Source organism: Mesorhizobium sp. NPDC059025, from assembly GCF_042739655.1.
In the GTDB taxonomy this organism is placed as follows: Bacteria; Pseudomonadota; Alphaproteobacteria; order Rhizobiales; family Rhizobiaceae; genus Mesorhizobium.
Genome location: NZ_JBHYIM010000003.1, coordinates 206,187 through 230,796, shown reverse-complemented (window position 1 = coordinate 230,796; position 24,610 = coordinate 206,187). Strand labels below are relative to the sequence as shown.

20 protein-coding genes are annotated in these 24,610 nt (G+C 61.7%); 17 read left to right on the top strand and 3 right to left on the bottom strand.

Annotation, left to right across the window (positions count from 1 at the left end):
- Nucleotides 1–74: 74 nt before the first annotated feature.
- The 15 genes from ACFWYE_RS09095 to ACFWYE_RS09025 all read left to right on the top strand — a co-directional run bounded on the left by ACFWYE_RS09095 (nucleotide 75) and on the right by ACFWYE_RS09025 (nucleotide 17,621).
- Nucleotides 75–524 carry an Hcp family type VI secretion system effector gene (locus tag ACFWYE_RS09095; protein WP_165358353.1) on the top strand — a complete coding sequence of 150 codons (450 nt, stop codon included), beginning with the start codon at nucleotides 75–77 and terminating at the stop codon, nucleotides 522–524.
- Nucleotides 511–1,263, top strand: a complete 753-nt coding sequence (tssE, locus tag ACFWYE_RS09090) for a type VI secretion system baseplate subunit TssE (RefSeq protein WP_379111390.1) — start codon at nucleotides 511–513, stop codon at nucleotides 1,261–1,263. Before ACFWYE_RS09095 ends, tssE begins: the two co-directional genes overlap by 14 nt.
- Before the next feature lies 1 nt (nucleotide 1,264).
- A complete protein-coding gene (gene tssF / locus ACFWYE_RS09085) occupies nucleotides 1,265–3,139 on the top strand; it encodes a type VI secretion system baseplate subunit TssF (protein ID WP_379110889.1) in 1,875 nt (624 codons plus the stop codon).
- Nucleotides 3,103–4,170, top strand: coding sequence for a type VI secretion system baseplate subunit TssG (gene tssG / locus ACFWYE_RS09080; protein ID WP_379110887.1), 1,068 nt, complete (start codon nucleotides 3,103–3,105; stop codon nucleotides 4,168–4,170). The genes tssF and tssG overlap by 37 nt, the downstream gene beginning before the upstream one ends.
- Nucleotides 4,167–5,591: a type VI secretion system-associated FHA domain protein TagH gene (gene tagH, locus ACFWYE_RS09075; RefSeq protein ID WP_379110886.1), complete on the top strand. Its 1,425-nt coding sequence runs from the start codon at nucleotides 4,167–4,169 to the stop codon at nucleotides 5,589–5,591. The genes tssG and tagH (ACFWYE_RS09075) overlap by 4 nt, the downstream gene beginning before the upstream one ends.
- Before the next feature lie 3 nt (nucleotides 5,592–5,594).
- Entirely contained in the window at nucleotides 5,595–6,047 is a 453-nt protein-coding gene (tssJ, locus tag ACFWYE_RS09070) for a type VI secretion system lipoprotein TssJ (RefSeq protein ID WP_379110884.1), read from the top strand.
- 40 nt (nucleotides 6,048–6,087) lie between these two features.
- Nucleotides 6,088–7,422 (top strand): type VI secretion system baseplate subunit TssK, encoded by a 1,335-nt coding sequence (gene tssK / locus ACFWYE_RS09065; protein ID WP_379110882.1) that lies wholly within the window; start codon nucleotides 6,088–6,090, stop codon nucleotides 7,420–7,422.
- A gap of 4 nt (nucleotides 7,423–7,426) precedes the next feature.
- A complete protein-coding gene (gene tssL / locus ACFWYE_RS09060; RefSeq protein WP_379110880.1) occupies nucleotides 7,427–8,749 on the top strand; it encodes a type VI secretion system protein TssL, long form in 1,323 nt (440 codons plus the stop codon).
- The gene (gene tssM, locus ACFWYE_RS09055) at nucleotides 8,749–12,291 is read left to right on the top strand and encodes a type VI secretion system membrane subunit TssM (RefSeq protein ID WP_379110878.1); all 3,543 of its coding nucleotides are present in this window, start codon (nucleotides 8,749–8,751) and stop codon (nucleotides 12,289–12,291) included. Before tssL (ACFWYE_RS09060) ends, tssM begins: the two co-directional genes overlap by 1 nt.
- Nucleotides 12,273–12,815, top strand: coding sequence for a type VI secretion system-associated protein TagF (gene tagF, locus ACFWYE_RS09050; RefSeq protein WP_379110877.1), 543 nt, complete (start codon nucleotides 12,273–12,275; stop codon nucleotides 12,813–12,815). The genes tssM and tagF overlap by 19 nt, the downstream gene beginning before the upstream one ends.
- 148 nt (nucleotides 12,816–12,963) lie before the next feature.
- Entirely contained in the window at nucleotides 12,964–14,016 is a 1,053-nt protein-coding gene (locus ACFWYE_RS09045; protein WP_379110875.1) for a DUF2169 domain-containing protein, read from the top strand.
- On the top strand, nucleotides 14,013–15,071 hold the full coding sequence (locus ACFWYE_RS09040; protein ID WP_379110873.1) for a beta-ketoacyl synthase N-terminal-like domain-containing protein: 1,059 nt from the start codon (nucleotides 14,013–14,015) through the stop codon (nucleotides 15,069–15,071). Before ACFWYE_RS09045 ends, ACFWYE_RS09040 begins: the two co-directional genes overlap by 4 nt.
- Entirely contained in the window at nucleotides 15,071–16,024 is a 954-nt protein-coding gene (locus ACFWYE_RS09035; RefSeq protein WP_260854760.1) for a DUF4150 domain-containing protein, read from the top strand. Before ACFWYE_RS09040 ends, ACFWYE_RS09035 begins: the two co-directional genes overlap by 1 nt.
- 72 nt (nucleotides 16,025–16,096) lie before the next feature.
- A complete protein-coding gene (locus ACFWYE_RS09030; protein ID WP_165358205.1) occupies nucleotides 16,097–16,648 on the top strand; it encodes an SMI1/KNR4 family protein in 552 nt (183 codons plus the stop codon).
- Nucleotides 16,649–16,652: 4 nt separating this feature from the next.
- On the top strand, nucleotides 16,653–17,621 hold the full coding sequence (locus tag ACFWYE_RS09025; protein WP_379110871.1) for a type VI immunity family protein: 969 nt from the start codon (nucleotides 16,653–16,655) through the stop codon (nucleotides 17,619–17,621).
- A gap of 46 nt (nucleotides 17,622–17,667) precedes the next feature.
- Here the strand turns inward: ACFWYE_RS09025 and ACFWYE_RS09020 are convergent, their stop codons facing one another.
- From ACFWYE_RS09020 to tssI, 3 genes are read right to left on the bottom strand one after another with little or no spacing between them, the layout of a single operon-like run.
- Complete coding sequence (locus tag ACFWYE_RS09020; protein ID WP_379110870.1) at nucleotides 17,668–18,750, bottom strand: HEAT repeat domain-containing protein; 1,083 nt, start codon at nucleotides 18,748–18,750, stop codon at nucleotides 17,668–17,670.
- Complete coding sequence (locus tag ACFWYE_RS09015) at nucleotides 18,750–19,175, bottom strand: DUF6484 domain-containing protein (protein WP_379110869.1); 426 nt, start codon at nucleotides 19,173–19,175, stop codon at nucleotides 18,750–18,752. Before ACFWYE_RS09015 ends, ACFWYE_RS09020 begins: the two co-directional genes overlap by 1 nt.
- Nucleotides 19,176–19,185: 10 nt before the next feature.
- Complete coding sequence (gene tssI, locus ACFWYE_RS09010) at nucleotides 19,186–21,513, bottom strand: type VI secretion system tip protein TssI/VgrG (protein ID WP_379110868.1); 2,328 nt, start codon at nucleotides 21,511–21,513, stop codon at nucleotides 19,186–19,188.
- A gap of 247 nt (nucleotides 21,514–21,760) precedes the next feature.
- Between tssI and tagH (ACFWYE_RS09005) the strand changes: the two genes are divergently transcribed.
- A complete protein-coding gene (gene tagH / locus ACFWYE_RS09005) occupies nucleotides 21,761–22,825 on the top strand; it encodes a type VI secretion system-associated FHA domain protein TagH (RefSeq protein WP_379110867.1) in 1,065 nt (354 codons plus the stop codon).
- Nucleotides 22,826–23,258: 433 nt separating this feature from the next.
- Nucleotides 23,259–24,605, top strand: coding sequence for a type VI secretion system protein TssL, long form (tssL, locus tag ACFWYE_RS09000; RefSeq protein ID WP_379110865.1), 1,347 nt, complete (start codon nucleotides 23,259–23,261; stop codon nucleotides 24,603–24,605).
- Nucleotides 24,606–24,610: the final 5 nt, after the last annotated feature.

The window sequence follows — 24,610 nt, the reverse complement described above, 5'->3', positions numbered from 1 at the left end:
CGAAATCATCTTGTTTCGTTTCAAAGCGGTGGAGAAAGACAATGCCAACTACAGCAAGAACCGATGCGCCTTCGATGAAGATCGACGGCTTTCTGAAGGTTCCGGATATCAAGGGCCCGAGCCAGCGCGACGGCCACGAAGACGAGATCGAAGTGCATGGCGTCGACTACAAAATGATCGCACCCTATGACCCAAACTCACTCTCACGCCGCGGCCGTGTCGCGCTCGGCATGATCAAGTTCACCAAGCACTACGACAAGGCATCGCCCTACCTGAAGAAGGCGCTGTTCGAGAACAAGGCGCTTGACGAGGTGGTGTTTTCGGCCCGCCGCACGATCGACGGCGAGACCAGCGACTATCTTGTCGTGACGCTCACGGACGCCTCGATCATGGAATACGACATGCGGCAGGCCGACGACGAAGCGGACTTGATCGAGGAAGAAGTCAGCTTTGCCTACAAGAAGATCAAGTTCGTCTACGACAAGGACGACGAGATTGAAATGGACGTCTATGTCGGCAAGTGATGCCAGGCAGCCCGGCGCAAAGGTGCGGCCTGCCGGCAGTTCCCGGGCAAAGCGCGAGGCGGTGCAACCCTCCCTATGGGACCGCCTCATCAACGACTTGCCCGGCCTGACGTCGGAAATCGACGGGCTGCGTCGTTTGCTGGAGGAAGAACTGGGCGCAGATCGCGTCGAGGGTCTTCTTGCCGGCAACACGCGCGCCATCGATACCGATGCGGAACTGACGTCCGAACAAAAGCAGCGCCTGCACCGGCTGGTCTTCCAGGCTGAACATCGCGCGGAAATCGAAAGCCGCGGCATCGTGGTTTCGGCACGTGTGCTCAGAGAAGCCGTTCGGCGCGACATCGAAGCCTTGTTCAACACCGAGCGGTTCGAATCCCAGCCGATGCTCTCCGACGTGGAACAGGAACAGTCCCTGGATGAGCTGCCGTCGCTTGCCGACTTTCCGGAAGTTCGTCGCAGTGTCGTAAATTACGGCGTTCCGTCCTTCTCCGGCCGTTCTTCGCGGGATTTCGACCGCGATGTGCTGGCTCGCGAAATCCGCCAGGTGCTGGCCAGCTTCGAGCCACGCCTCAAGGAAAGCGAGACCACCGTCAACGTCACCCTCGGCGACAAGAGCCTCGGGCTGAAGATCGAGATCGATGCCGTGCTGATCATGACACCGACGCCGGAACGCATGCGGCTGCGCACCACCATCAATCTCGACAACGGCCTGGCTCGAACCGAATTCCGGGAGACCTGAGATGGATCGGGTCTTCGTGGAATATTACGAAGAGGAACTGACCCATATCCGGGCACTGGCTGCGGAATTCGCCGACATGCATCCGGCGGTCGCCCGCAATCTTTCCCTCGACACCGTTCCCTGCCCCGATCCCTATGTGGAGCGGCTTCTTGACGGTGTGGCCTTCCTAGCAGCCCGCACGAGGCTGAAGGTGGATGCCGAGCGTTCGCGTTTCTCGCGTGCGGTGCTCGATGTGCTCTATCCGGATCTGGTGACGCCGGCACCGGCAACCGCGATGGCCGTGCTCAAGCCTGGCCAACAGGTGCAATCGATGATCACCGGCTACGCAGTCCCCCGCGGCACGCGACTGGTCTCCGGCCTTCACCCGGGGCTTTCGACCCGCTGTACTTTCACCACGGCGCAAGAGGTCAGTTTGTGGCCCATCGCGATCACTTCGGTCAGCTATTTCCAGGACCGCAGTGCGCTGGCCGCCGCTGGCATCACGCCAACCGGCAGCGCGCGCGGTGAAGCCGCATTCCGCATCACCCTTGCCAGAAACGGGAAGGGAAAACTCAGCGAGCTGTCCCTCGATCATCTCGATCTCTATTTCGCCGGCCGCACCAAGGCGCCGCTGCTCTTCGACGCTATCTTCGGCGCATGCTCGGCAGTGGGCGCGCGGCCGGAAGGCAAGACCAATCCGGTAACGGCTCTACCCGAACCCGAAATGATAGGCATCCGCGACGACGAAGCGCTGATGCCGCGCACCCGCCCGACCTTCGAAGGATACCGGCTCCTGCGCGAGTATTTCATGATCCCCGAGCGTTTCCACTATGTGCGGGTCGCCGGCCTGCAGCCAGTGGTCCGCAAGTGCGAGGCGGGAATGGAGATCATCTTCCAGTTCCGACGCCAGGTGCCCGAGCTCGCCGATGTGACGGCGGCCGACCTCGAGCTCTTCGTCACCCCGGTCATCAATCTCTTCGAACGCGAATGCAACGTCATCGAGATCGATCCCCGCAGGACGCGTCAGGTACTGCATGCCGATCGGACCCGGGCACGGGATTTCGAGATTTTCCGGGTCACCCGCGTGGAGGATGCCGAGGCCGAAGGCAACGAGGCCGAGATTCCGGAACTGTTCAGCCTGGGACAGAACCGCGGCAGCGGCTGGGTTTATTCGACGGAACGGCGCCCGCGCCGAGCAACGGAGGACGAGCGGCGCGACGGCCTCACCCGCACCTCCTACACAGGCGACGATGTCTTCCTCGCCATCTCGCGCCCGCTCGGCAGTCCCGCCAACCGGCCAATCAAGCGCCTCGATGTCACGGCGCTGTGTACCAACCGCGACCTGCCGATACTGGACGACACACCAAAACTGACCTTGGAGACAGCCGATCCGGTTGAAGCTGTGCGGTTGCTCGGCGCGCTACGCCCGCCGCAGCCAGCCATCCCGGCGTCACTCCCGGAAAGTGCCGAAGGTGAATCCCGAGCCGATAATCTTGCCTGGCGACTGGTTGCCCAACTGTCGCTCAACTTCCTGAGCCTTGCCAAGGAAGGACGCGGCGTCGATCCACTGCATGCGCTTCTCGACCTCTACGCCGATCGTGGGGATCCGAGCCTCGCCCGCAACGTGCACTCTATCGTGCGCATCGATTCACGCCCGGTAATCGAGCGGCTTCGGATCGATGGACCCATGTGTTTCGGACGCGGCACGGAGGTTACGCTGCATGTCGACCAATCGGTGCTCGCGGGCCAAAGCACGCTGCTGCTTTCGGCTTTGCTTTCACGGCTGTTCGCTCGCCATGCCGGCATAAACGGCTTTGTGCGCACGCGTACTCGGCTGCTGCAGAAACAGGAGGATGTGCCATGGCCGATGACGCCCGGCAATCGCTACCTGATCTAGGGGCGTCCGCCCTGCCCGAAACGGAGTCTTTGTCGGAGGGCTTCGATTTCTTTGAACTGCTGCGCCGCCTCGAACGGCGTCGCGGACTGTTCGGCTATTCGGGCCAGGCGGACCGCGAGCCGGCCAGACTCGGCCAGCACATACGCCTGAGCTTCTCGGCGAGAGACGTGGTCAAGTTCCAGGAAGCCGACGACAAGGCACCGGCGCGAATAACTGTCGCCAGTCTCGGCCTGCTCGGGCCGGAAGGACCGATGCCGCTGCACCTGACGCGCTGGGTGCTTGACCGGTTGTCACAGCGCTGGTTCAGCGGCGTCAATGCAGAGCAGACCAGCGACACGACCTTCGTCGATTTCGTCAACATCCTCCAACACCGCATGATGGCGCTTTATTACCGCGCCTGGGCTGATGCAAACCCGGCGGTGCAGGTCGAACGTGCGGTTGGTGGACGTGTTCGCGCCATGCTTGAAGCGATGGCGGGGATAGGCCTTCCCGGAACACAGGACCCCGAACTCGACACGATACGTCTGCGCCAGGCCGGATCACTCGCCAGCCAGGTCGACGGCTCGGAACGCCTGACACTGTTCCTCGCCTCGGCTTTCGACGTGCCGGTCCAGATCAAGGAATTCGTCGCCGCATGGATCAGTATGCCGACGACGCTGCAAACGCGTCTCGGCAACGCCTACGCAGCACTCGGGCGCGAGGCAACGATCGGCCCCCGTGTCTTCAGCCGCCAGAGCCGGATCGAACTGCGCGTCGGCCCGCTCGGTATAGAGGACTTCAAGGCGTTCCTGCCCGGCCAGCGTCGGCTTGCCCTGTTCAAGAAGGCAGTTCGCGAGATGATCGGCGAGGCGCTCGACGTCGACCTGCGTATCGTGCTCGCACGCGAAGCGGTACCGCCGCCGCGCGTCGGCACGGTCCAGCTCGGCCGAACCACCTGGCTCACCCGTCCGGCTGAAAAGGCAGATGCCGACGACCTCAGACTGCGCGCGATCGTTGGCTGGCGACCGGAAATGGCGGAGGTGGCGGCATGAGCCTGCTGCTGACGCTTGAACAGGGTCCCCGCCCCCAGGTGGTGAGGCAGACCCGGCTGGATGAAGGCGAGCTGGTGATTGGCCGCAGCGCCGATGCCGGCTGGCAGATAGACGATCCGGACATGTTCGTGTCGCGCGCTCATTGCAAGATCAGCGGCGGCCGCGATGGATACTTCATCACCGACACGTCGAGCAGCGGCCTGTTCATCGACGGTTCCGACAGCCCATTGGGCACAGGCAGGTCCACCCGCCTGGAAAGCGGCATGCGCCTGAGACTGGGCGACTACGTTCTGCACGTCGAGGTCCAGCCGAACCCGAACCAGACATCGGTGGAACTGCCGCAGGCGAACCAAGCTGCGCCGGTATGGTCGCCACTGCAATCGCGAGCACCGGCAGGCATCGGTGGTGACGACTTCTTCTCGGCCAAGGTCGAGGAAGAGCCACGTCGGCCGCGACCGGCAGACTTACCGGATCCATTCGAGCAGCCGGCACCAGGTGCCTATGAACGCGCTTCGATCGGCAGCAGTTCGCCTGCCTTCGACGACCCCTTCAGCCTCGACCCAGTGGCAACGCCTGCGTCGAACGATGCCGTGGCGCGAGACCAGCCAGATCCATTTGAGCCTGCGGAAAAACCGTCGCGCGACGATGGAGTCAACCCTGCGCCGAAACCGGTCAGCTTCGATGGCGACTTCGGCTTCGGGCCAGCCCCGAAACCTGCTCCCATCGAACAGTCCGGTCCCAGCCTGCCCGAAAAGCAGAAGGCGATCCATCCATGGGATCTGCCGATGCAGCCGGAGGAGCCTCCTGCCGCATCACGCCGCGCGCCACGTTTCGCGCAGCCTGGCCCCGAAGACATGCCCCTTCGCGCTGCATTCCTGCGCGGCATGGGCGTTGAGGAAGCCGACTTCCCCGAACGCGATCCGAGTGCCGAAATGGAAAAATTCGGGCGTGAATACCGACTGATGCTGGATGGCCTGATGCAGCTTCTGCGCAAGCGCAGCGAGGAAAAGGGAAGTGCACGCGTCGCACAGACGATGGTGGGCGCTTCCGAGGTCAACCCGCTCAAATTCCTGCCGACAGTCGAGGACGTCATCGTCACCATCATCTCGGAGCGCAGTCCCGGTTTTCTCTCAGGCGAGGCAGCGATCAGCGACGCGGTGAAGGATCTGGCGCAGCATCACGTGCGCGCCTGGCGTGGCGTGCAGGCCGCCTTGCGGCACATGATCGATCGCTTCGACCCTGCCGCGATCGAAACAGAGCTGAAGGCCAACTCGACGATCGCCAACCTGCTGTCCGGCGGACGTAACGCCAAACTGTGGGAACTCTACCAGAGACGCCATCGCGATATCGCCCAAAGCGCGGAGTCGACCTTCCTGGGCGAGATCGGCGCGGACTTCAGGGATGCATATGAGGAGGAGTAGGACATGATCGATCGACGCGAATTCGTGATTGCTCTCGGCGCAACGGGATTGCTTGCGGCATGCCAGAGTGGCCCTCCCAAGCCATCGACTGTTTCCGTCAATGTCAGTGGCGGCGCCGGCATGAACCCGGGACCAGGTGGCGGGGACCGGCCGGTGACCGTGCTCGTGATGCGGCTGCGCAGTACCGGCAAGTTCAACTCTGCCGACTATTTCGCGCTGCAGGGCGATGCCGGCTCGGCACTCGGGGCGGACCTCATCGGCTCCGATACGATCTCGGTCGGTCCCGGCAAGGTCGCGGCAAAGACCATCACGGTCGAGCCGGAAGCCACCGCGCTGGGCTTCGTCGCTCTGATCCGTGAACCTGGCGGACGAAACTGGCGCACAACCAAATCCGTGTCGCCGGGGTCCACATTCACCGTCAACGCCAAGCTCGGCAGCGGCGGCATTTCCGCCTAGGCCGCCAGGCAAATGATGGTTTGATGCGGAGAGTAGCGGCATGAGCGATGCAAACAGGGTGCTTTGGTCCGAGGGCCTGTTTCTCAGGACCCAGCACTTCCAGCAGCAGGACCGGTTCTTTGAGGGGATGGTACGCGGCGCGTTGCAGGCCGGCCAGCTCCATACGTTCGGTTTCCAGCAGCTGACGCTCGACCAGTCGCTGCTCGATGCCGGCCAGATCTCCATCACATCGGCACGCGGCATCTTTCCCGACGGCACGCCCTTTGCCATCCCGGAGACGATGGATGCGCCAAAACCCCTGGCTGTGACGGCTGAGACAGGCGCCGGGCCAGTGCTGGTCGCGCTGCCGCTCGAGCCGCCTGGCGGGATCGGTTTCGACCCCGCGCATGCGGCATCGACAGGCGCGCGCTATCATGGCCGGATCGTTTCGGTGCGCGACGCCGTGCAGGGCGGTGCCGATCCGGAAGAGATCGAGATTGCCCGGCCGCAGGCACTGCTGCTCGCGCCAGGCAAATCGGTGGGCGGCTATACGGCTCTGCCGATCGCAGACATCAAGGGAATCCGCGCCGATGGTGGCATCTCGCTCGAGGAGGCCTTCCTGCCGCCGACTCTGGTCACCGGCGCCATCACCTGGTACCGGCAACTGTTGCAGGAGGTGGTCAGCGGTCTCGACCAGATCGCGGAGGCGCATGGCAAGATGGTGATGGGCGGCCCTGGCCGCAGTGTCGAGGATCTCTTGATGCTCCACCTTGCCAATGCGGCTCGCCCGCGGCTCGCCCATATGCTGGCGCAGGACGTTTTCCATCCGGCCGAGCTCTATCTCGAGCTTGCCGGTCTTGCCGGCGAAATGGCGACCTACGGTTCGAGCTCGCGCCGGCTCAGCGAATTGCCGGCCTATGACCACATGGCGCCCGGCCCCGCCTATATGGCGCTGGCTGATGCGTTGCGCTCTCTCATCCTCAGCCTGCGCTTCGTCGAACCGAAATCGCGCGCACTGTCGGTCATGCGCCATGCGACCAATGTCTGGAAGGTACGCATCGACAATCCGAAGCTCCTGGTTGCCAGCCGCATCGTCATCCGCGTCGGCTCGGAGCTCTCCGAAGACGCGCTCCGCAAGATATTCGTCAATCAGGCGACTGTCGGCGCCGCCGACCAGTTCGAGGGACTCTGGAAGTCGCGCCTGCCCGGCATCCCGTTGAAACCGCTTCATTCGCAGCCGCGCGAAATCCCCTATGACGGCGATCGGCTCTGCCTGGAGCTGGATCAGAAGAGTGAGCATTGGGCCTCGCTGCTCGACGCTCCCGGCTTCGTCATAGGTGTTTCCGGTGTCCTGCCGAGCGAGCCGCAGGTCGACTGCTATTCGGTGAACAGGTGAGGCCATGAGCCGGGATGATCCTTTCGGACTGTCGGAGGATCGCGAACGCACCCGCATCAGGCTGACGGGTGCAGCGCCGAGACCGATGACGCCTCTGGCGCCAGGAGCGCCGGTGAAGCGGGCGCGCGCGCACCCCAATACACTGATCAACACTTTCGCGCCTCTGCTCGAATTCGCGCCGGAACTCGAAAGCGCGCTGGCGCCGGAAAATCCTGAAGTCATGCGCACGCGCCTGCTTGACGAGCTGGTACGGGCACGAGACGCCGCGGTAGCGGCAGGCTCCTCACTGGAACGAGCCGACCAGGCCGCCTGGGCCGTGGCGGCCCTGCTCGACGACCTCGCGCTCAATACGCCCTGGGGAGGTTCCAGCGCATGGCCACGCCAGCCCCTGGTGGTCATGTTGCGCGGCGACGTCGATGCCGGCACGCAGTTCTTCTCGCGCCTCGATGAACTCGAACGGCACCCTAACCGTGACCGCGAAATGCTCGAACTGCAATATTATTGCCTGGCGCTCGGCTTTCGCGGCAAATACCGCGTACCCGGTCGTGCCGGCGATCGTTCGCTCAATGCAGTTCGCGTGGCGGCGGCGCGTTTCCTGCGCAATCCCGACGCAGAGGACACGGCGCTATCGCCGAACTGGAAGGGTGTGCTCGCTTCCGACGAGCCGCAACGCTTCATCGTTCCGATCTGGGTGATGGCAGCGGCGGCGGCGGTCATTGCCGCCGCTGCATATATCGGCCTTTCCATGGTGCTGAGCAGCCAGGCGGTTGAACTCTCCGCACTGGTTCGCGCGTTGCCGCCGCCCTCGCGTGGCGATATCACGCGCGCCGCGCCGAAAGCGGCGGTATCCGAGCCGCCGGAACCGGTGGATTTCGCCCTGCTGCCGGAATTCAAGGCTGAGGCTCCAGACAACCTCAAGGGGGCGCTGAGTGGTACGGAGAGCGTGTCGTTGGCCAAGCTGGTCATCCAGTCTTCCGATCCCGAGCTGTTCCAGTCTTCGCGGCCGACACTTACACAAGGCTACGAGCCGCTGGTGGCGTCGATCGCCAAGGTGATCCTTGCCAACCAGGAGCTGATCGGAAACATCACCGTCATCGGCCACACCGACAATGTACGGCTGCAAAAATCCAACCCGCTCTCGTCCAATCAACGGCTTTCGGAAGCCCGTGCCCGAACCATAGCCGACCTCCTGGTGCGGGCTGGCGTGCCGCAGGAGCGCGTCCGTTCCGAAGGTCGCGCCGAGACTGACCCGGTGGCCGACAATTCGACGCGCGAGGGCCGCGCACTCAACCGGCGTGTTGAAGTCATGGTCGAGAAGAGGCTCTGATGTTCATCCTGCGCTTCCTCTGGGCCGTTGTGACCTCGCGCATCCTTTGGACACTGATCGGCATCGGCCTGCTTTCGCTGCTCATCTGGGTGTTCGGTCCGATCATCCAGGTTGGTCCCTACGCGCCATTCGATTCCGACAATGTGCGCATCGCTATCATTGCCGGGTTGATCATCCTGTGGCTGATCTGGCTGATCATCGCCCAGCGCCGCGCGATCCGCGCCAACCGCTTGTTCGTCGCCGAGATTGCGGCGCCGGTGGAGACGAAACAGCTCACCCCCGGTGAGGAGAATGTCGCTGCCGTCGGCGCCAAATTCGGCGAGGTGATGGCGGAGTTGAAGCGTCGCAAGCTTGGTGGCCGCAAGTTCCTGCGCGAGATGCCGTGGTATGTCATCGTCGGTCCGCCGGCCACCGGCAAGACGACGGCGCTGCGCCAGTCCGGCCTCAATTTTCCGATCGACCTTACCGATGACCTGCAAGGCGTCGGTGGCACACGCAACTGCGACTGGTTCTTCTCGGAGAACGCTGTCCTGATCGACACCGCCGGCCGCTACGTCCAGCAGGAAAGCCAGCCGGACGTCGATGCCACTGAATGGCTTGGCTTCCTCGATCTGCTCAAGAAGCACCGCGGCCGACGCGCACTGAACGGCGTCATCGTCGCGCTGTCGATCGACACGCTGTCGGAAGGCGACGAAGCCATCAAGGCGCACGGTCGCAAGATCCGGCGTCGGCTGTCTGAGTTGAACGATCGGCTCGAAATGCGCCTGCCTGTCTACCTGATGTTGACCAAAGCCGATCTGATCAAGGGGTTCGAGGCGTTCTTCGGCGGCCTGTCGACGACGGCACGCGAGCAGGTATGGGGTACGACCTTTCCGCTCGATGCCCGCATCGACGCCAGGACCATTGAGAAAGAACTCGCCGCGCTTGCCACGGAACTGGAGCGACGGCTGGTACCGCGTCTGGAGGACGAGGACAAACTCGGCGCGCGCGCCGAGATCTTCCGGTTCCCAGCCCAACTCGCGAGCCTTTCCGAACCGATTCAGGTGCTGATCGAAGCAATGTTCGGCGAGAGCCGCTATGAAGAAGCAGCATGGCTGCGTGGCCTCTATCTGACGTCAGCGACGCAGGAAGGCGCGCCCATCGACCGGCTGACCGCTGCGCTGTCCTCCTCCTTCGGGCTTCCGCCGCACCGTGCAATGCTCGCGCCGCGCACCGACAAGCGTAGCTTCTTCCTGCGAAATCTCCTGACCGAAGTCGTCTTCAAGGAAGCCGGCCTGGGCACATTCGATCCGCTTGCGCAACGTCGCCGCACGTGGATCTGGCGCGGGGCTGCCAGCGCCTGCGCGCTTGCCGCCTTGCTCGCTGGCGGTTTGTTCACCTGGTCCTATCTCGACAACCGCCACGCAATCACCGCCCAGGCCGGTCAATTCGAAGCGCTGCAGGCACCGCTGACGGAAGTTGCGGCGACGCCCGCATCTGTGGAGCAGCCGACGATGGATGGAGCGCTGGCCGCGATGGACGCGGTGACCACCGCCCGCACCATGCCGCCCGACGCGATCCACAATCTCGCCGGGCCGACCGCATCGGCCGAGCTCCTGCGCGCGCAGACGGACACTTACGACCACGCGCTGCGCAATGTGCTGGAGCCGCGTATGGTGGCACTTCTGGAGGCAACCATGTGGCGTCAGATCCGTGATCCGGATTTCATGCTCGGCGCACTCAAGACGTATCGTATGATGACGGGCCTGTCGCAGATGGATCCCGACTTCGTGCAGAACTGGTGGGTGAACAGCCTGCCGGAATTTGCGCCTGCACCACCCTTTCCCACCACCGACGCAGAAGAACATCAGCTCGCCGCAATCCGTCGCATGACGGTTGATGACAGTTACGTTGCCCCAGACAAGGAACTGGTCGCAGAGGCGCTGAAAACCGTGTGCACGATTTCACTGCCGGAGCGCGCATACAGGCAACTGCTCGCCGACCCTGAAGTGGCTGCTGTCAAGGAATGGATACCCGCCAACTTCGCCGGTCCCAACGGCGCAAAGGTGTTTTCGCGCCGCTCCGACAAGACGCTGCGTGTCGGTATTCCCGGTCCCTACACCTATGCCGGCTTCCACGACGCGGTCCTCGACCGGGTCGAAGATGTGGCGGCCCAGGCAGCGCTCGATCGCGCGGTCTTCGCCGGTGGCTGTTCTGAGAACTCGGAGACCTCCGTCTCGGCGCTGTCGGAGGACATATTGAAACTCTACTACGACGACTACATCTCGCAGTGGGACAGTTTCCTGCGCGATATGCGCCTTGCGCAGTTGAGCGACCTCAATATCGCCAGCGAAAATCTCAAGGACCTGTCGAGCGCCGATTCCGCACTGAAGCGGCTGCTTACGGCGGTGGTCCAGGAGACAGACCTCACCCGCTCCGACGAGGCGCCCGCCGACGGCAAGAACGACGGTGCCGCGAAGACCGGTTCGAAGCTGTTGAGCAAACTCGGCAAGCTCGGCAAGGTCGTGAAGACAGGGGCGAAGCTCCTTCCGCGCGCGGGCTCCGCCAACCAGGTCGACATGACCGGCAGTCTCGTGGCCGATCATTTCAAACCGCTGAAGGGCACGATCACCGAAGTCGACGGCCAGCCTCCGGCACTCGAAGCCGCCGTGGTGGCGCTGACGGCACTGTCCAACGTACTGCAGACGGTGACGGCCAATCCCGACCCGCAGGAGGCCATCAAGAAGCAGGGTGGCCTCGCCGAACTGACGGGAGCGGTGGCCCGGCAGGCGCAGATCCTGCCCTCTCCTATCAACGACTGGCTCGGCGGAATTGCCGGCGACACCAGCAACCTGTCGCAGAAAGCGGTCACGCATGAACTCAATGCCATCTGGCGTGCCGACATCCTGCCTTTCTGCCAGGCAGCCCTCAACAATCGCTATCCCTTCAGCCCCGAGAGCGCGGTGGACGTCAACGTACGCGATTTCCAGCGCCTGTTCGGCCCAACCGGCATGATCGACGCCTTCATCAACGACCACCTGATCAACTATGTCGATACCGCCAGCAAGCCATGGAAATGGCGCGCCGACTTCGGTCTCGATCCCGCAGCGCTGGCGGCGTTCGAGCAGGCGCGGCACATACGCGACGACTTGTTTCCCGGCGGTACCGGCCCGGTGATGAATTTCACGCTGGAGCCGAAGGACCTGTCGCCCAACCTGGCGCGGGTAACGCTCAACCTCGATGGCCAGAACCTCGTCTATTACAACAACGCGACCAGGCCGCAGCCAATGACGTGGCCCGGCAAGGACGGCACGGGCGTGATCTCGCTTGCCTTCCAGCCGGTCGACGGCTCGCCGGAGGTCTTGCTCAACGAGACCGGCAGCTGGGCGTGGCTGAGAATGCTGCGCGGCGGCAAGTTCACCGGAACCAAGCTCACCGACGTCTACAGCCTGCGACTGGGCACGAAGGGCATGTTTGCCGATTTCGAACTCAAGGCCTCCAGCGTCGAGAACCCATACACCCTCGAAATGTTCAAGAAATTCACATGTCCGCCGCAGATCTGAACATGCCCGGCTTCTACGGCAAGATGCCAGCCACCGGCGATTTCGTCACGCGGCGGCTGACTGGAGACTTCGTGCGCGCCTGGGATCGATGGCTGGCGCAGCATATCGTTCCGCTGTTTGGCCGTGAAGAATGGCCAGAAAGCATGGCGCTCCGGCTCCTGGCCGGACCCGGCGCCTTCGGCGCCTCGGCCGGCATCTTGCTGCAGAGCACCGACAGGATCGGCAGGCGATTTCCGCTCAGCATTGTCGCGCAACTTGCCGAAGCACCGCTGAAAATGGCCCACTCCGACGACTGGTTCGATAGCATCGAGAGTGCCGCCTTCGCCGCACAGAGGGGGGAGCTGACACCCGACGAACTTGATGCCGTGCTGGCGAGCCTGCCCGTGCCGCAGGTCGAACGGGATGGCGAGACGATCGACGATCTCGTCATGTGGACAGCACGAACGGATATTTTCGACGTCGCTTCCGAAATGCCGCAACCGACGCTGGAGCAGATCTTCGCCGCGGCTCGGGAGCTCGGCTGATGCGAGTTGACGTCGACGCGCTTCAGCGCACCGCAAGTTTCGGCCAAGAGGTTTCATTTGGCTTCGCAGAGGCGCGATCGGGAGATACGGCACGACACCGAACCCGGCCACCGAAGGGATGCTCCAGCGCTGGAGGAGTTCGATCAAGATGTTTCCATTGACGAACCTGACGCCGTTCGCGGCAGAGGGCCTGTGGACGCGCGACGAGAGCGGACAGGAAGTATGGCTGGTCGCGATCAAGGCGTCCTTCGAGATTGATCCCGCGGGCGAGCAGGCTCCGCTGAAAAAGCAGATACCGGTCAATATGGCGCCGGTGTTTTCCGCCGACGGCAATGAACTGGTGGATGACGACGATTTTCAAATCGAAAAGAAGCATACGGATGTGCTTGTGGAAGGACATGCCTACACCACTGGGGGTCGGCCAAGCGTCGAGACCACGGCGCGGATCAAGATCGGAGAACTGGACAAGACCGTCAGGGTGACCGGAGACAGAATTTTCGTACCCGGTCCGGTTTCGGTACGCATGACCAATCCCGAGCCGTTCATTCGACTGCCGATCAGTTGGCGCCGGACCTATGGCGGCACGGATATGGAGGCATCCAGTCCGGATTGGGATCAACGCAATCCCGTCGGCACCGGGTTCGCGGTCAGCCCGCAACGGCTGATCGGCAAGGCGGCACCCAACTTCGAATATCAGGACGCGCCTTATCGCGACCACCGAAGTGGCCGCCCCGCGGGCTTTGGACCCATCGCGGCGCATTGGCATCCACGGGCCAAGTACGCCGGAACCTACGGGGAAGAGTGGGAGACGACGCGCAATCCGCTGCTGCCCCGTGATTTCAATCGCTTGCACTACCAGTGTGCGCCCCAGGACCAGCAAACCAGATCCCCGCTGGTGGGTTATGAAGATGTCAGGCTTGGCGGGCTCACCGCCGGCGGATTCATGCAATTTCTGTTGCCCCGCGTTACCTTCGACATCACGTCGCATTTCAAGAACCAGCCCGACATCAGGCACGAAGGCGCATCGATCCACACGCTGCGCCTCCGGCCAGATGACCGACAGTTCGTCATCACCTGGCTTTCAGCTCTGCCCGTGCCATATGACGAAGAGAAGTTGTCCACGACCACGATCCGCATTCGTAGGCGCACAGGCGTTTCTCCGGTGATCAGCCGCACTGGCGTCTGGCAGGGACCTGAATGATGATCGGTGGGAACCCCATAGTGGTCGTCGGCACCGGCGGCCGCACGCCACTCGGATTTTCCACCGAGACGAGCGCCGCGGCAGTTCGGGCTGGGATATCGGCGATACAGGACCACCCCTTCATGATCGATCGTGTTGGCGAGCGGATGAAGGTCACCCGTGACACCGGCATCGATCCGACGTTGAACGGTCCGGATCGACTGGTTGAAATCGCGACCTCTCCGGCACTTGATGCCTTGGCTCCCTTGCGCAAGGCAGATCCGTCGACGCCTGTTGCGCTCATCTTGTCGACCGGCGAACCGCGGCCGGGGCAGGACGGAGATTTCGCTGCCGAAGCTGACAGGCAACTTCGCGCCAGGCTGTCGCAGCATATCGCGTTGGCTGGAGGCGGCTCCAACGCCGGTGGGCATGCAGGCGGGATGCTGGCCATTCATCACGGCTATCGGATGCTGCTGGAAGGCAAGGCGAGGTTTTGTCTAGCGGGCGGCGTCGATAGCTATCTCGAGCCGGAAACCCTGGAATGGCTGGACGAGCGCGAACAGCTCCATTCCGATGAGAACACCTACGGGTTTTGTCCGGGCGAAGGAGCCGGCTTCTGTCTGATGACCAGGCTGAAAACCGCACGGCAGCTTGGAATCCAACCCCTCCTGGAAGTGCTTTGCACCTCCGTCGCCTTCGAGGAAAACAAAATCAAGACCAGGACAATCTGTCTCGGGGAAGGCCTGAGCACAGCCTTCCAGCTGCTGTTCGAACAAGCGCCGATCGATCCGGTCGACCGGATCATCTGCGACATGAACGGAGAGCGTTATCGCGGCAATGAATATGGCTTCGCGGTGCTTCGCAATCCGGGCCGCTTCAAGAATGCCGCCGGTTTCGAAACGCCCGCTGACTGTTGGGGCGACCTCGGTGCTGCGTCAGGGCCTCTGTTCGTCGGCATGGTCGCCGAGGCTGAAGCCCGAAACTACAGCAAGGGCCCGCTTTCGCTGATCTGGGCCAGTTCCGAAAACGGCACCCGGGCAGCTGCGCTGCTTGGTGGTCCAGGGGAACGACGCTGATGCCAACCCACATCACCGTGAACGGCCTTGGACTCACCCACAAGAGCTCCACCGGCTTCTCAAAGGCGACGATACCGGACGTTTGCAAGACACCCACGCCGGGCGGCCCCGTGCCTATGCCCTACCCGAATTTCGCGATGAGCAGCACGTTGGGCGACGGAACCACGACGGTCTTTGCGAAGGGCGGTCAGATGATCGCCATCAAGGGCTCGCAGTACAAGATGTCTACCGGTGACGAGCCCGGCACCGTCGGCGGGGTCAAATCCAACACGTTCAAGCAGGCCACGGATTGGATCACGTATTCCTTCGACGTCAAGATGGACGGAAGCAACGCCTGCCGTGACACCGACAAGAAATTTCACAACAACAAGAACACCGTCGATCTCATGGGCAATGCGAATCCGGCTCCTCCCGCAAAGCCGAACATATTGACCATACCTTGCAAGGACGCACCGGGAAAACCATCCCCCGGGCGGCACAAATTCAACAAATGCGAGCAGGAAGAGATCTGCGCCAAACTTTCTCAGATAAACAAAATGATGAAGAGCCCGGGCGGCGTAAAGAGCGCCGGCGGCGGAAGTGGGCCTCGCGGATACGACCAGCTGCGAGAGGCCGGCGACAAGCGTGCCAGCCAGTTACGGGGCATGGCGATGCGCCGGAGTCAAAATCCGGAACTTCAGGCGCTCAACAAGAAGGGGTTCAAACATATCTCGAACAAGGCCCCCGACTATTGCCGAGACGCCCTGCAGCAGAAGGCAGACTCGAGCACACCACCCTACAGGAGCTTCAGCGTCGATCACGTCAAGGAAATCCAGTTCTGCGGCCACCCGACAAGGCTCGGCAATCTAAGATGGATGTCGCGCCGCCCCAACAGATGGATCGGCGGCCAGCTCAATCAGTTGAAGACGAGCGGCGCCGGCAAACATACGGGTGTCAAAGGCGATTGCTGCTGATCGGTTGAATATCGCCCTTGTTTCGGGCGAGCAAATGCCGCCGCAACCATGTACCACCGAGGGACTGGATCCATGACCGAACCATTGTCGCTTCCGGAACTGATCGAGCAACTTGCCGATGCCCTGCGCATCTATGATCAATTGGCTTTCGACGAGGAATACGAACATCCGTTGGGCAAGCCATGTTCGCCGAGCGAGCTTGCTATCCTGGAGAGGAAACTCGGCAAGCCACTTCCGCCCAGCTATCGAGGATTTCTAGAGCTTCATAACGGCTGGGGCGAGTTGTCAGGCGACGCAAAACTGCTTTCGGTTGAAGACCAAAGGGCCGAATGGGTCGAGGAACATCTCGCCGATCTACAGGAGATTTTCGCGGAATTCGATCAGGAGAACCCCTTTGAAAACGGCGCCCTCCCCGTTTTCCTCGGCGAAGATTCCAACCAATGCCTTTACATTGACCCGCATACGCTCCGCAGTAATGGCGAAATGGACTTCGTCGCACTCGACATCACCACCGAGGAAAGGCGCTTTCCTGATTTCACGGCATTCCTGGTCCATAAGCTAAACCTGCTTCGCGACATGATCGACAATCAGAAAAAAGGCATCCCTCGGGACGAAGCGGAATAGAAGGATGCAAGTCCCCCATCTGTCCACCGCGCTTACACAACCTCTCAGGGTTGGTGATGAAGTTGCGCTGAAAATTATGTTGGATCTGACGATCTATCTTGAGGGACCGACCGAGCGCGATTTCGAATTTCTGCTTGACCTCTACGAAAGGATTTGTCCGCCTGCCAGACTGCGGGAATTCAAGATTGCCGAATTGCCACTATGGTCGTCGATCGCCCAGCCGATATTGACTATGCATGGACGAGCTGCTGCTGCCGCAGGCATCAGGCGTCCCTATTTCGAACCGGTGCGCGAGCGTATACGTCAAGGCAGGGCCTTTGAAGCGCAGTTTTGGGACGGGCTGGAAATCGAGGAGCCACCTGGAAGCTGGAGCCTTAATTGCCGGCGCATTCATCTCAGAAGCGAAGGGCTGTTCACCTTCGCTCGATTGCTGGTGCCACTGGATACGGATCTTGATGTTCTGATCTCGACAGCGCTAGCGGTAGCCGAGAACCTACCCTTGCATTCAGGCCATGGCGGCCTGGCTTTCGTCTACGAACCCTTGCTCCTGGACGACGCCTTCGACACGATTTACAGCCGGGCGCGACGTTTCTGGGGCGTGGACATCGAGTACATGAATGCCACGCTGCCGTTGACGAGAAATAGCATAAAGGGCGTCAACTGGATTACAGTGGTCGGCAATGCCTTTGCCTCGAAACCAGGCGTTCGTACCGCACTCGCGGACCTCGCCAACGTGCCGAGCGTGACTGCGATCCAACGCAAGCAAGCAATCGTCCTCATTGCAGGTGAGAAACCTTCAGCTTGCGATCGAAACCGGCCGGACGCCAGTGACGTTCCTTATACTACCCTGGCCAATGCACTTGCGCCGCTGTTTCTGACCGAGCACCCCACCTTCCCTGGTGAACGCTTTGCGACGGCCGGAAACACGATGGGTTGGATTCGCCGTTTTCTCGATCCAGCCGGGTGGCGTTGACGCAGAACCCCTTGGGTACTGCGTTCCTGTGGAAAACGGAAACGCTCTAGTCGAGCAGATTTCTTTGCTTTGCCCAGTCCTTCACATTGTCGGCGACCGGCAGAAATGGCGGATCGTCGTCGAAATGATCGGCGAAAGCCTCCCCCAGCAACAACGTCTCAACCGAAAAAAGCCGGCCGTCTTCGCGAGCTTCTGGAAAAAGTTCGAGGAATGCGGCTCCTGCTGCAACGGCCAGCGCCGGTACACGCATCTGGCGGATCAACCAATGTAGAAGCGTGCGATCACCAAGCATGCCCGAGGCTCTCACGGCCACCGGTGCGGTTTCCGGTGATTTGAGCAGTTCACCCAGCCACGCGCGGACATCCTGGTCTGGAGCCGCCTTGATCGCTGCGCGGAGCGCGGTCATTGCATCGGGGCCGCCAGCGACAGCCACCTTGCGCAATCCGGCAATGGCCAGGTCACCCGAACCGAGCTCCGCCAAGGCCCAGGAAGCCCATAATCGTGGAGGTTCGTCGACATCATCCAGGCAAATTGCGATCTCGGTGACAAGGTCGGTACGTTTCAGCGTCCCTGCAAGACGCAAGGCGACTGAGCGCACGCGCATCTCCGGATCACGGATCAACCGCGCCAGCATCTGTTTCGGATCGACCTTGTGTCCCATACATGCGGACACACCAAGGAAACGCTGGAAAGCATCATGGCCCCCTATCCAATCGCGCACGAGCGGACCGATCGTCTGCGGTTTGTGCCATGTGAGCGCGCCGACAACACCACGGGCATCTTCGAACCGCCGACCCAGTTCCACCGCTTCGGCGATACGCCTTTCGTCTGCCTGTTCGATCGCCAGCCAGGTGAACAGGAAGAGCTCGCCCTTCTGCGGAAAATCCTCATAGGCGGCGAGGACAAACGGCCAACTGGCCGATCCAGCAATGCGCAGAGCGTCGAGATTCGCCTCAAGCCGCTTGTCGATGCCAGCGACAGCCTTCAGGTCGGGAAGGTCCGTCACCATCAGCGTATCACGCTGGGCCCACAGGAAGGCCGCCTGTTCCACGTGCTGCCTGACAACGTCGCCCACAATCGGTGGCCGCAGCGTAACGTTAAGGTTGGCACGCCCCATCGGTCTTGACATCAGTTCAGGTCGATCGAGCCGCCGCGGATCCTGTTGGTGGCGCTCGCCTGGGTTGTCACGTAAGTGCCGCGGATGATGATGCGCCCATCTTTCTCCATGAGGATCGTCGCCTCTCCGCAGCGCAATTCGATGCGTTCCTCGCCGACGATGCACACCCGTTCACCGTCGCGAGTTATCTGCGCTAAGGACACCCTGCGCACAGGTTCGACAATACGCCCGACAACCAAAGGGCGACCCGGATCGCCATCCTGGAACAGCAAAGCAACCTCGGCGCCGATCTCGTCGGAAGCAAGCTCGGTCAAGCTGCGAGCGGCAATCGCCGTCTCCTTTGGATTGCCGGGGAAGACAACAAGCGGGGCACCACTGTCGAAACCTAGGAAAATCCCTATGACCACCCCGTCTATACGTTCGCGTGTTTCGCCCATGGCCATACCCTCAATTCTCGCTGATCTTCGAGCCCTTCATCGTAATGTCGCCGGAGGCCTTGAGACTGATTGTGCCAGACCCCTTGATTGAAATGTCCTTGCCCTCAATCCCGATCGAGCCATCCTTCTTCATCATGATTTTGGCCGACCCGCATTTGATCAGAATCTCGTCGCCGGCATCGATCACCAGTTTCTTCCCGACCTTGATCGAACTGTCCTCTCCGACGCTGATCGAGCTGCCCTTGGCAATACCCAGCGAATGAGCGCCGCCAACTGTCGTGGAATCATCAGCTCCGATGCTGGCGCTGCGAGCCGCCCCGACGTTGACTGTCTGGGCGCTGCCGATGGTGACACTCTGGTCCGCACCGACATTGACGGTCTGCCCGGCGCCGATGGTCCAGCTGTCCCCTGCGCCGATGTCGTGGCTCTGGCTGATGCCAACGCTCACCGATCGTGTCGCCCCGATCGTGTTTACCTGCGCCGCCCCCACCGTCCTCGCTTCAGCTGCCCCCACCGTATCGACGCGTGCAGCGCCCACCGTCACGGTCTGAACCAGACCCACTGTCTGCGAATGATTGGCGTCGATGTTTTCCGTCGAGTTGGCGACAACGTGGATGGTCTCGTTGGCCTGGACCGTCAATGAGCGGTTTGCGCCCACCGTCTCGGTATCGTTGCTGCCGATGTTGGTGGTCTGGTCGACGCCGATCTTGACCGTCTTGTTGTTGCCGACGTCCTCGTCGAGGTTATGGCCGACCGAATGCCTGGCGTCGTGGTCGATGCGATCCGACTGGTCGTGTTGCACCGTCTTGTTGCGATCGTGCTTGATCAGCAGATGGTGGTCCTTCTGGGCCTGGAAATTGACCAGCTCGGAGCCGGCCTTGTCCTCGAACATGAGTTCGTTGTAACCGCCGCCGCCTTTCGACGAGTTCGATTTCCACCCCGACTGCGTGGCGTTGCCGGGCAGGCCGTAAGGCGGCATCTCGGCGGCGTTGTAGACCCGGCCGGTGATGATCGGCAGATCCGGGTCACCCTCGATGAAATCGACGATGACCTCCTGGCCGATGCGCGGAATCTGGATGAAGCCCCAGCCACTGCCGGCCCAGGTCTGCGACACACGCACGAAGCAGGACGAATTCTGATCCTTCTTGCCCAGCCGATCCCAGTGGAACTGCACCTTCACTCGAGCATATTTGTCGGTGAAGATTTCTTCCCCGGAGGGACCGACCACGGTTGCCGTCTGTGGCCCACGCATGATCGGCCGGGGCGTGATACGCGGCGCCCGATAGGGTACCTTGGTTGGGGCCACCCCCAGCATGACCGTGAAGTTCTCGCTGTGGGCTTCGTTCTGCGTTCGATAGCCCGGATCAAACAGCCGATATTCGGCACTGACGACCAGATATTCCTGGTTCTGGTCGCTGCGCGGAAAACTCTCCAGATTGAACTTGCAGCCGGAGAAAAGGCCGCGAACGGTACCCATCGCCGTCGTGCGCTGGTGCACGGCCTGGAGTTCCTCGCGACGAATTCCTGCAATCGTATCGCCGCGCCCGACATCGAGGTGCGCGCCGGGCTGGCGATAGTTTTCGCCAGCCGCCTCCTTGTGGCTGAACGGCTGCGCGGACTTCGCCATCAGATCAGCCCCGGGCTTTTCGAAATCGTAGTCAGTATGGGCATAGGCGCCGGGCCGCACCATACTGCCCGGAATCCATTCGGTGATGTATTCGACATCACGCCGCGAAGCCCGCCCCTCGAAATTGTAGAGCACCTTGTCGTAACCCGGCGCAGGCTTCAGCTTGCTCATCGCGTCACAGAGCACAAGCGTATGCTTGCCCTCGTCATGTTCGAAGAAATAGAAAATGCCCTCGTGCTCGAGCAGCCGCTGCACGAAGTCCAGATCGCTTTCGTCGTACTGCACGCAGTATTCACGCGAAGGATAAGAACCCTGCAGCCGTTTCTCGAATTTCGCTATGCCGTATTTCGAGAAGATCTTCTCGACGATCTCCACCGCCGTCATGTTCTGAAAGATACGGCAATCGGTGGTGTTGCCGAGAAACCAGAGCCACGGCCTGACCACGGCTTCGTAGAAAGCCAGCCTGTCTTCAATACGGGTAAGCCTGAACTCCGACACAAGACCGCTGAACCAGCGCTTCGGGTCGGATTCCCCCTCAACCGAGACCGTACCACCCAGCATCTTCAGAGGATCGACATCGCGGCTCTTGGAGACAAAGCCGACGGTGTACGCGAAACAGCGGCTGATCTCATCGCGACCGACGAGATGAGTGAAGGTCAACAGGTCGGCACCGACCGGCGTCTGCACGACCGTGGCGCGTTCGTTTGGCATGGGACGTGCCCCTCCTGGACGCGACCGCCAGTGTGATGGATTGAGGTCCCCGTTCTGTTAACTGCGTCACGTTCGGGAATTTCAGAGCCACCGCACGGAACCCCCATAAACGTAGCACATGTTTGATCGAGGCTAAATGCCGGCGTGGCAAAACCACGTCCGGTGCCGCCCATGTGAAACGCTCCTCTCCCGCTGCCCCGACAAGCTGCTACAATGGTCCGTATGTCAGGTTTGCCGGCGGTTCCGGATGTTCATCTCGCTACAGATCAGCAATCTCGATCGACTGCCAGGGGGGACCATCACGCGTTATGCCGCCCGTGATCGCAGCTTCGAGATCGGCCGGGAGAATTGCGACTGGACATTATCCGACCCCGACAAGTTCATTTCGGGCCGTCACTGTGAAGTCTGTTTCCAGGCAGGCGCGTTCTGGCTCCACGATGTGTCGCGCAACGGAACCTTCGTCAACGGCTCCAGACAGCGCATGACCACGCCGCATCGGCTGATCAACGGCGACAGGTTGCTGATCGGTCGCTATGTCATAACGGTTTCGGTCGATGACGAGCGCGCCGCCACCGGTCCTGAAACCGGAACGACGCAACGCGAGCCGCCGCCGACGGGCCGTCCGGTGGAGATCGAAGGATCGTTCCTTAAAGCGACAGAGCGTCACTCTGCTCCGGCAGCGCCGATATCGACGTCGTCATTGCAGCAGTTCGAGGCGGCCACACCGGCTCACAGGCCACCGGGAACGGTCGAGACCCTGCGGGACATCGCCATCGCGGCAGGCATCGCGCCAGATCTGCTGCAATCGCGTGATCCGCATGAAGTCGCGACCGAAATCGGCGCGGTATTGAGAATCTCGATCGAGCAATTGTCGCTGCTGCTCAAGGCGCGCGCCGCCGCCAAGGTTCTCGCCAAAAGCCCGAACCGCACGATGATCAGTGCCGAGGACAACAACCCGTTGAAATTCGTGCCGGGTACCGATGACATACTGGAAATCATGTTTGCCAGGCGCAGGGCCGGCTATCTCGATGCCAGGCATAGTGTCGAGGACGCGTTCCGCGATCTGAAGACCCACGAAATTGCGACCTATGCCGCCATGCAGGCAGCACTTTCCAGATTGCTCGATGATCTGTCGCCTGAAGCGATCGCCAGGAGACTGCCGCCGACATCCTTCTCATCAAAGAAGAGCCAGGCCTGGGACGCGTTGGTCGCCACCTGGCGCACCATGGAAGAGAAGCACGAAAACGGCATGCTGGATGTCTTCCTTGCCTATTTCGCCGAAGCTTATGCCAAGGTCGGCAAGCAAAACTAGCCATGCGCAGCCCGGCAGCGCAATTGCGCTGTCTGTGACGAGCCTCATAGAACAGGCCGCCTCTTTGATCATGCTGCTTTCTGATTTCAATCGGCATCCTGTGCGATTAAAATAGCGCATGGGAGCTTGCCTCGCGGGCAACGCGGCGTGGCTTGGGGCGTGCAGCAATGTCATGTTTCAGCGAAAAGAGCTTTTCGATCCGACCCAGGTTCCGGACCGGAACATGTAAAGCAGGCCCCTTCGACACCAACCGCACTTCGACCACGGATCTCCGATGAGCGCACCGGATGATCCCTCTGAGCCTCCGGACCGGACCATCATCCGCGCGCCACGACTGAGGCAACGGCCATCATCGGCTGCCGAAAATTCCGGTCCGCCAGGCGTTAGGCCAGTTCCTCTTCCTGCCAGGGAAGCGACGGTTTTCGACCACGGAATGGACAGACAGATGCCGCCGGGATGGGCATCGGGGACCGCGGTCTTTCAAGGTTCTGGTCCAGGCGTGATCGCCGAGCCGTCGCCAGCACTGCAACAGGACATTCTCCTGGCGGCTGCAGATGGCGTGAAATACGCAAGCGCAAATCCGATCGTTGCTGCCGCAGCTCCGCTGTTGATGCTGCTCGGCCAATTGCGGCTGATGCCGGTGGACCGGAAAGCTTCATCGTTGGCGGAGCACATCGCGAGCGCGGTTGAGACAGTCGATCACGCCCTGGCAAAGGCGGGCGTCGGCGAGGAGGATGCGCGGATCGCGAAATTTGCTCTTTGCGAAACCACCGACGATCTGGTCGGTAACCTGCCCTGGCCAAACGAATGCTCCTGGGGCGATCATAGCCTGGTGGCGCAGTTCTTCCATACACCCCCCACCGGCGCCGGTTTCTACGAGGCCCTCAACGACATCCTCGCCAAGCCCGAAGCACGCTTCGATCTGCTCGAACTGATGCATGTTTGCCTCTCGCTGGGATTCGAAGGCCAGTATCGGGGACTGGCGAGCGGGCGAGAGCCTCTCGAGCGTGTCCGGCGCGATGTCTATGACACGCTTCGCTATTTCAAGGCGCGCGCGGCGGATGACATTTCTCCCCGCTGGCAGAGCATGGCGGCGACGCAGCCGAAGCCACGAGCCAGTCCCCCGCTCTGGGCGATTGCGGCGGCGGCGGTCGCACTGGTGACAGCGGTGTTTTTCGGCATGCGTGTCGTGATCACCGATGACGGTGATGCGACCGCCGCGGAATTGCTGGCGCTCAACCCTTCGGCTCCGGTCACGATCGAGCGCGCCAGTGTGACGACGGTTGTCGAAACCAAACAGGGAGGTCCGCCACAACCGGCCGTCCCTGCCACTGCCCAGATCGATCGCATCCGCGCGGCACTTGCCAAGGAGGTCGCCGGCGGCGGGTTGAGCATCGTCACGAAGGGCGACTTCATCGTCATCGAGATCAACAACCAGCTTCTGTTCGGACCCGGCCAGGCAGAGCTGAAGACACAGTTCCAACCGGTCGCCACAGACATAGCCACGACGCTCGATGCGGAATCCGGTCCGATCAAGGTCGTTGGCCACACCGACAATGTGAAGCCAAGGAAATCGAGCCCGTTCAAATCGAATTTCGACCTTTCAATCGCCCGGGCGAAAGCGGTCCAGTCGATGATGGGCAACCTGTTGAAGGATGCCTCACGACTGAGCGTCGATGGCAAGGGCGAGGACGAACCGATCGCTGACAACGCGACGGCAGACGGCCGCGCCAGGAACCGCCGCATCGATGTGCTGATCCAGAGGGAAGAGGCTCAGTGAGCGGG

Bases quoted from the DNA above. Each gene is read 5' to 3' on its own strand.
- tssL (WP_379110880.1), top strand. From the start codon at position 7,427: ATGAGCCGGGATGATCCTTTCGGACTGTCGGAGGATCGCGAACGCACC.
- tssG (WP_379110887.1), top strand. From the start codon at position 3,103: ATGGCCGATGACGCCCGGCAATCGCTACCTGATCTAGGGGCGTCCGCC.
- ACFWYE_RS09035 (WP_260854760.1), top strand. From the start codon at position 15,071: ATGCCAACCCACATCACCGTGAACGGCCTTGGACTCACCCACAAGAGC.
- ACFWYE_RS09030 (WP_165358205.1), top strand. From the start codon at position 16,097: ATGACCGAACCATTGTCGCTTCCGGAACTGATCGAGCAACTTGCCGAT.
- ACFWYE_RS09045 (WP_379110875.1), top strand. From the start codon at position 12,964: ATGTTTCCATTGACGAACCTGACGCCGTTCGCGGCAGAGGGCCTGTGG.
- ACFWYE_RS09020 (WP_379110870.1), bottom strand. From the start codon at position 18,750: ATGTCAAGACCGATGGGGCGTGCCAACCTTAACGTTACGCTGCGGCCA.
- tssE (WP_379111390.1), top strand. From the start codon at position 511: ATGTCGGCAAGTGATGCCAGGCAGCCCGGCGCAAAGGTGCGGCCTGCC.
- ACFWYE_RS09040 (WP_379110873.1), top strand. From the start codon at position 14,013: ATGATGATCGGTGGGAACCCCATAGTGGTCGTCGGCACCGGCGGCCGC.
- ACFWYE_RS09025 (WP_379110871.1), top strand. From the start codon at position 16,653: ATGCAAGTCCCCCATCTGTCCACCGCGCTTACACAACCTCTCAGGGTT.
- tssM (WP_379110878.1), top strand. From the start codon at position 8,749: ATGTTCATCCTGCGCTTCCTCTGGGCCGTTGTGACCTCGCGCATCCTT.
- ACFWYE_RS09095 (WP_165358353.1), top strand. From the start codon at position 75: ATGAAGATCGACGGCTTTCTGAAGGTTCCGGATATCAAGGGCCCGAGC.
- tssI (WP_379110868.1), bottom strand. From the start codon at position 21,513: ATGCCAAACGAACGCGCCACGGTCGTGCAGACGCCGGTCGGTGCCGAC.
- tssK (WP_379110882.1), top strand. From the start codon at position 6,088: ATGAGCGATGCAAACAGGGTGCTTTGGTCCGAGGGCCTGTTTCTCAGG.
- tssF (WP_379110889.1), top strand. From the start codon at position 1,265: ATGGATCGGGTCTTCGTGGAATATTACGAAGAGGAACTGACCCATATC.
- tssJ (WP_379110884.1), top strand. From the start codon at position 5,595: ATGATCGATCGACGCGAATTCGTGATTGCTCTCGGCGCAACGGGATTG.
- tagH (WP_379110886.1), top strand. From the start codon at position 4,167: ATGAGCCTGCTGCTGACGCTTGAACAGGGTCCCCGCCCCCAGGTGGTG.
- tagH (WP_379110867.1), top strand. From the start codon at position 21,761: ATGTTCATCTCGCTACAGATCAGCAATCTCGATCGACTGCCAGGGGGG.
- tssL (WP_379110865.1), top strand. From the start codon at position 23,259: ATGGACAGACAGATGCCGCCGGGATGGGCATCGGGGACCGCGGTCTTT.
- ACFWYE_RS09015 (WP_379110869.1), bottom strand. From the start codon at position 19,175: ATGGGCGAAACACGCGAACGTATAGACGGGGTGGTCATAGGGATTTTC.
- tagF (WP_379110877.1), top strand. From the start codon at position 12,273: ATGTCCGCCGCAGATCTGAACATGCCCGGCTTCTACGGCAAGATGCCA.